Origin of the sequence: Paenarthrobacter sp. CM16 (assembly GCF_013179505.1) — a bacterium.
GTDB lineage: Bacteria > Actinomycetota > Actinomycetes > Actinomycetales > Micrococcaceae > Arthrobacter.
Genome location: NZ_JABMCX010000272.1, coordinates 1 through 6389 on the forward strand (window position 1 = coordinate 1; position 6389 = coordinate 6389).

A 6389-nucleotide genomic window follows, 5' to 3' on the forward strand; every position below is an offset into this window, starting at 1 on the left:
CCGAAATCCAGCCTTTCGCCAAGTTCGCTGAAGTTCTGGACCTGCGCAAGTCGCAGTCCCTCCCGGGTCTCACCCGCGCCGGCTGGCAGGGCGACTACCCGTCGCTGTACAACTTCCTTGGACCGGTGTGGGCAACCAACGCATCGTCCAACTACGAGAAGTACTCGAACCCCGAGTTCGACAAGCTTCTGAAGGAAGGCCTTGCAGCCAAGACTCCGGAAGATGCCAACAAGAAGTTCAACGAGGCACAGGAGATCCTGTTCAAGGAGCTCCCGGGCTTGCCCCTGTGGTACCGGGCAACCCCGATCGTTTGGAGCAACAACGTTGTCTCAGCCGAAACCGGCTGGAATGGCGGCGTCCGTTACTTCGACATCGAGGCCAAGTAGTCCTCAGGATCTGAACTTGCCCTAGGGCAGAGGGGGTCCGGCCAATGCGCCGGGCCCCCCTTGCTTGCTTGGCAGGAAGGCACACATGACACACCAATGCCCGACCACCGGAGAGGGGTGACCCGTGGTTCGCTTTATTTTCCGTAGGCTTCTCCAGGTCATCCCGGTATTCCTGGGGACCACGCTCCTCGTCTATTACATGGTCTTCGCACTACCCGGCGACCCCATTGCCGCCCTCTTCGGGGATCGCCAGCCACCGCAGAGCGTCATCGACGCCTTGCGGGCGCAGTACAACCTGGACCAGCCGTTCTGGGTTCAGTACGGGCTTTTCATCAAGAACTTGTTCACCTTCAACCTTGGCGTTGACTTCACCCAGCAGCCCATTGCCGACTCACTTGCCAGGGCCTTCCCCGTCACGGCAATGCTCGCCATTGAAGCCCTGATTATCCAGGCTGTATTCGGCATCGCCTTCGGCGTGTTTGCAGGCCTGAAGAAGGGCAAGCTGTTCGACTCCACCGTTCTGGTGGTTTCGCTCCTGGTGATCGCAGTTCCCACCTTCGTTCTGGGCTTCGTCTTCCAGCTGGTGTTCGGTGTCCAGCTTGGCTGGGCCAAACCCACGGTGGGCGCAAACGCCGACTGGGGCAACCTGATCCTTCCGGCCGTTGTGCTTGGCTTGGTGTCCTTCGCATACGTTCTACGCCTGACCCGCGCCTCGGTCAGTGAGAACATGAACGCCGACTACGTGCGAACGGCCACCGCTAAGGGACTTTCCCGTCCGCGCGTCGTGATGGCGCACATCCTCAGGAACTCGCTGATCCCCGTGGTGACCTATTTGGGAGCGAACCTTGGCGGGCTTATGGGCGGCGCCATCGTTACCGAGGGCATCTTCAACGTTCCCGGAGTGGGAAACAAGCTCTTCCAAGCCATCCAGCGAAGCGAGGGTCCTACCATCGTCGCCATCGTGAGTGTCCTGGTGCTTGTTTTCGTCATCACCAACCTCCTGGTTGACCTCCTGTACGCCTGGCTTGACCCGAGGATCCGCTATGACCAGTAATACTGAACACTTCGTAGCTCCCGTCGAGGAGACACCCCTTCTGGCTACTGATGCTGTGAAAACAGATCAGGCGCCGCTCAGCCTTTGGGCAGACGCGTGGCGCAAGCTTCGGCGCCGCCCCATGTTCATCGTTTCCTCGCTGCTGATCCTGCTGCTTGTGGTCGTTGCGCTGTTCCCGGGCCTCTTCACCAGCGTTGCACCGGACAACGACTGCCAGCTGGCTAACTCCGAGGGCGGTCCCACTGCGGGCCACCCGTTGGGATTCACCTTGCAAGGCTGCGATGTCTACTCGCGCGTCATCCACGGCACACAGGCTTCGTTGTCAGTCGGCGTCCTGTCGGTCCTCGCCGTCGTCATCATTGGCGTCACCCTTGGCGCTTTGGCCGGCTACTACGGTGGCTGGCTTGACTCCGTCCTGGCCCGTCTCGGCGATATCTTCTTTGCCTTGCCGATCATCCTCGGTGCTTTGGTCATCACGCAGCTGCCGCTGTTCCGCGAGAACCGGAGTGTCTGGACAGTGGTCCTGACAATATCCCTGCTCGCGTGGCCCCAAATGGCGCGAATTACCAGAGGTGCCGTCATTGAGGTGCGCAACGCGGACTTTGTCACGGCGGCACGCTCACTCGGTGTTTCCAAGTTCGGGGCACTGGTCAAGCATGCGCTGCCCAACGCACTGGCACCTGTCATCGTGCTTGCCACCTTGGAACTGGGCGTCTTCATTGTCCTCGAAGCCACTCTGTCCTTCCTGGGTGTCGGGTTGCCCGGCAGCGTGATGTCCTGGGGTAACGACATCTCAGCGGCCAACGCTTCCATCCGTACCAACCCGGGAATCCTGCTCTACCCGGCAGCCGCCCTGTCCATCACCGTCCTGAGCTTCATCATGCTTGGCGACGCCGTCCGCGATGCTCTTGATCCCAAGAGCCGTCAGCGCTAAGGAGGCGACCATGACTTCTGCGAACATCAGAATTGATGAAGCCACGGCACCAGTTCGGCCCATCCTGGAGATCAAGGACCTGGCCATCACCTTCAAGACCGGTTCTGGTGAGGTCAAGGCGGTAAAGAACGCCCACCTTTCCATCATGCCGGGCGAAACGGTCGCCATTGTGGGGGAGTCGGGCTCTGGAAAGTCGACGACGGCGCTGGCCGCCATCGGCCTTCTTCCCAACAACGGTCGCGTTTCGGCAGGGCAGATCCTGCTCGACGGCGAAGACATCGCGCACGCATCGGAAAAGCGCATGATCGAGCTTCGTGGCAGCCACATCGGCATGGTTCCCCAGGACCCCATGTCCAACCTGAACCCGGTCTGGAAGATCGGTTACCAGGTGCGGGAAACCCTGAAGGCGAATGGTCGCCCTGATGGCCCTGAGGACGTTGCCCGCGTCCTCGCTGAAGCCGGTCTTCCGGACGCTGCCCGGCGTGCCAAGCAGTATCCGCATGAGTTCTCCGGTGGTATGCGCCAGCGCGCGCTGATCGCGATTGGCTTGAGCTGCCAGCCCAAGCTCCTCATCGCCGATGAACCAACATCGGCACTTGATGTCACGGTTCAGCGCAGGATCCTGGATCACCTGGACACCATGACCACTGAACTTGGCACCTCGGTACTGCTGATCACCCACGACCTCGGTCTTGCTGCTGAACGCGCCGACAAAGTGATCGTTATGTACCAGGGCAACGTGGTTGAGGCTGGTCCTTCCTTGGAGCTCCTCCGCAACCCCCAGCACCCTTACACCCGTCGCCTGGTTGAGTCGGCGCCTTCCCTGGCGTCACGCCGCATCCAGGTGGCCAAGGAGCAGGGTGTGGAGTCTGAGGATCTTCTGGCTCCTGTAGCGGCTGCGAAGGATCGTGCCCAGGACGAGGTCCTCCAGATCAAGAACCTGCGCAAGATCTACAAACTGCGTCAAGGACTGGGACAGACGTCCGACTTCGCGGCCGTGGACGATGTCAGTTTCGCCGTCAAACGCGGGACTACTACGGCGATTGTGGGCGAGTCCGGTTCGGGCAAGTCCACTGTTGCCAAGATGGTCCTTCAGCTTGAGAAGCCCACTGAAGGTCAGATCATCTTCGATGGTGTGGACACGGCTGGGCTCAAGGGCAGGGAACTCTTCAAGTTCCGTCGCCGGGTGCAGCCCATCTTCCAGGACCCCTATGGTTCCCTGGATCCGATGTACAACATCTTCAGGACCATCGAAGAGCCGTTGCGCGTGCACAAGATCGGTAATGCGGCCAGCCGTGAGAAAAAGGTTCGCGAGCTCTTGGACCAGGTGGCTCTGCCGCAGTCCATGATGCAGCGATACCCCAACGAGCTCTCGGGTGGCCAGCGGCAGCGTATTGCGATCGCGCGAGCCCTGGCACTGGATCCCGAAGTCATCATTTGCGATGAAGCAGTCTCCGCCCTGGACGTGCTGGTGCAGGCCCAGGTCCTGAACCTGCTGGCTGATCTTCAGGACAACCTTGGCCTGACGTACCTGTTCATCACCCACGACCTCGCCGTGGTCCGCCAGATCGCGGACCACGTCTGCGTCATGGAGAAGGGCAAGCTTGTGGAGACGGGCAGCACTGACGACGTCTTCGACAACCCCCGTGAGGCTTACACCCAGGCACTCCTGGATGCCATCCCGGGTGGATCGCTCCTGCTGCCGCCCGCGGTGGCCTGACCGGCGTCGAACGTTTGATCGCTGGATAGCAGAAGAGCCGGTGGTTCCCGAAAGGAAACCACCGGCTCTCGCCGTTTAACGTGCGCGTTGCTGGGCCTGCTCTGCGCGCCAAATCGCCCCCGAAGCACGCAGAGCGGGCCTCACAACACTCACGAAGCACGCAGAGCGGGCCTCACAACGTCAGAAGCGGACGACGACGCCGAGGGCTACTTCGTCGGGGCGGCGCTGTCCGGGCGGGCCGTCAGGCCAAGCGCTGCAAGCTCGCGGGCCAGGACCGCGCCAAGCTTGACGTGCCCTGAAGGCTTCAGGTGCACCCCGTCCTGAAGATCACCTACGGCGTTGTAACGGGTGAGCCAGTTGCCCGTGCTGACGAAGGGAATGCCGTGTTTGGCGGCAATGCGCCCCAACAGTGCGTCCACTTCGGTGCGACGTCCGCCGCCATTCTCCGCCCCGCGTGCCAAGGTTCCGATCATGGCGAGGGATGCACCAGGGTAACGCTTCTTCAGGGCAGCGAGGAGCCGCTCGGCATTGCTGGTGATCTGGGCATCCGTGGCCTTTTGCGAAGCATCGTTGCCGCCGCCTTGGACCACAATCAACGGTGGATCTCCGTAGGGGAGTGTCCAGTCCCCGCGCTGCAGGGCATCGATGTAATTGCCGGTCTTGCCATTGGCTGCCACAAACCCCGTGCCGCCCATGCCCACAACGTGCAACTTGTACCCCAGAGCCGCGATGCCCTGCTGCGGCCAGGAGTCCTTGGGCATGGCCTGGGAGTCTCCGATCAGGACGGCGGTGTGGCGCACATCGGCCAGAACCACTTCATTTCGGTTGTTAGCCGGGTTCTTGTACAACGAGCCAACCGGCAGGTCCAGGGCACTGGGCGCCTGGGCGGTCCTGAGTGGCGGGGCGGCGGCAGTTTGAGCCGGCCCCGGCGCGACGGAGCGCGTAGGGGTGGAAGCCGGGGTAATGGGGCTGGGTCCGCATCCCACTGCCAGAACGCCGACGGCGATCAATGGTGCGAGCAGGCGGAACGCGGCCGAAGATTGTCGCATCGATGGGTCTCCGTGTGGCACTGGTTCTGGAGCAATCATGGGGCACGGAGAACAGAAAATCCAGCATCTGGAGTAGCGGTTACTAAAGCGTGACGTCATGTGAGCAGTGCCACATCTGGATGGCGAATGGCTTGCTTTTTAGGCTGGGAAATGCAACTGCGTTTAGACTGGATGCAGGTGCCCTGTGTCCCGGGGTCTTTTCGCTGTGTGTTCCGATCAAGTCGATCAGGTATGCGCGCGGATACAAACAGCTGACTTCACCACTGAAACGAGTCATTAACGCATGTCTGAAACCATCACCAACACTGCGTCGCGGAGCGATCTGCGCAACGTCGCGATCGTCGCACACGTTGACCACGGCAAGACCACCCTGGTCGACGCCATGCTCAAGCAGACCAACTCCTTCGCTTCCCATGGTGAGGTTGAGGACCGTGTCATGGACTCCGGTGACCTGGAGCGCGAAAAGGGCATCACCATCCTCGCGAAGAACACCACGGTTGCCTACAACGGCCCGTCGTCCAACGGCGAGACCATCACCATCAACGTCATCGACACCCCCGGCCACGCCGACTTCGGTGGCGAGGTAGAGCGCGGCCTGTCCATGGTTGACGGCGTCGTCCTGCTGGTCGACTCCTCCGAGGGCCCGCTGCCCCAGACCCGCTTCGTGCTCCGCAAGGCCCTTGCCGCGCACCTGCCGGTCATCCTCCTGGTCAACAAGACCGACCGTCCCGACGCCCGCATCGACGAAGTTGTCCACGAGTCCATGGACCTGCTCCTCGGCCTCGCCTCGGACCTCGCCGACGAAGTTCCGGACCTGGACCTGGACAAGGTCCTCGAAGTTCCCGTCGTCTACGCTGCTGCCAAGGTTGGCCGTGCGTCCCTGGACCAGCCGGCCAACGGCTCGGCTCCGGAGAACGAGGACCTCGAGCCCCTCTTCAAGACCATCATTGAGCACATCCCGGCTCCCACGTACAACCCGGACGGCGTGCTGCAGGCACACGTGACCAACCTGGACGCGTCGCCGTTCCTTGGCCGCCTCGCCCTGCTCCGCATCTACAACGGCACGCTCCGCAAGGGCCAGACCGTTGCCTGGGCACGCGCCAACGGTGAGCTCAAGAACGTCAAGATCACCGAACTGCTCGCCACCAAGGCACTGACCCGCGTTCCTGCCGAGTCTGCTGGACCGGGCGAAATCGTCGCAGTTGCAGGCATCGAGGAGATCACCATTGGTGAAACCCTCACGGAT

Annotated in this window: 5 protein-coding genes and 1 pseudogene; 5 read left to right on the top strand and 1 reads right to left on the bottom strand. The window is 61.8% G+C overall.

Translation table 11 applies throughout. The features are described from left to right. The 4 genes and pseudogenes from HP499_RS19210 to HP499_RS19225 form a co-directional block, all read left to right on the top strand. A pseudogene (locus HP499_RS19210) lies at positions 1-386 on the top strand (ABC transporter substrate-binding protein); the annotation flags it as partial. Between the two features lie 124 nt (positions 387-510). Next, positions 511-1440, top strand: a complete 930-nt coding sequence (locus HP499_RS19215) for an ABC transporter permease (protein ID WP_026539948.1) — start codon at positions 511-513, stop codon at positions 1438-1440. Continuing rightward, a complete protein-coding gene (locus HP499_RS19220; RefSeq protein WP_024817469.1) occupies positions 1430-2374 on the top strand; it encodes an ABC transporter permease in 945 nt (314 codons plus the stop codon). Before HP499_RS19215 ends, HP499_RS19220 begins: the two co-directional genes overlap by 11 nt. Before the next feature lie 10 nt (positions 2375-2384). After that, positions 2385-4094, top strand: coding sequence for an ABC transporter ATP-binding protein (locus tag HP499_RS19225; protein ID WP_172325762.1), 1710 nt, complete (start codon positions 2385-2387; stop codon positions 4092-4094). Positions 4095-4300: 206 nt separating this feature from the next. Here the strand turns inward: HP499_RS19225 and HP499_RS19230 are convergent, their stop codons facing one another. Continuing rightward, a complete protein-coding gene (locus HP499_RS19230; RefSeq protein ID WP_253951696.1) occupies positions 4301-5143 on the bottom strand; it encodes an SGNH/GDSL hydrolase family protein in 843 nt (280 codons plus the stop codon). Positions 5144-5426: 283 nt separating this feature from the next. Here HP499_RS19230 and HP499_RS19235 point away from each other — a divergent pair. Continuing rightward, positions 5427-6389: GTP-binding protein (locus HP499_RS19235; RefSeq protein ID WP_172325764.1), on the top strand; the 963-nt coding region annotated here is incomplete at its 3' end.

What these genes read in the sequence shown, in the direction of transcription:
- HP499_RS19220 (WP_024817469.1), top strand. Translation starts at nt 1,430, where the DNA reads ATGACCAGTAATACTGAACACTTCGTAGCTCCCGTCGAGGAGACACCC.
- HP499_RS19225 (WP_172325762.1), top strand. Translation starts at nt 2,385, where the DNA reads ATGACTTCTGCGAACATCAGAATTGATGAAGCCACGGCACCAGTTCGG.
- HP499_RS19230 (WP_253951696.1), bottom strand. Translation starts at nt 5,143, where the DNA reads ATGCGACAATCTTCGGCCGCGTTCCGCCTGCTCGCACCATTGATCGCC.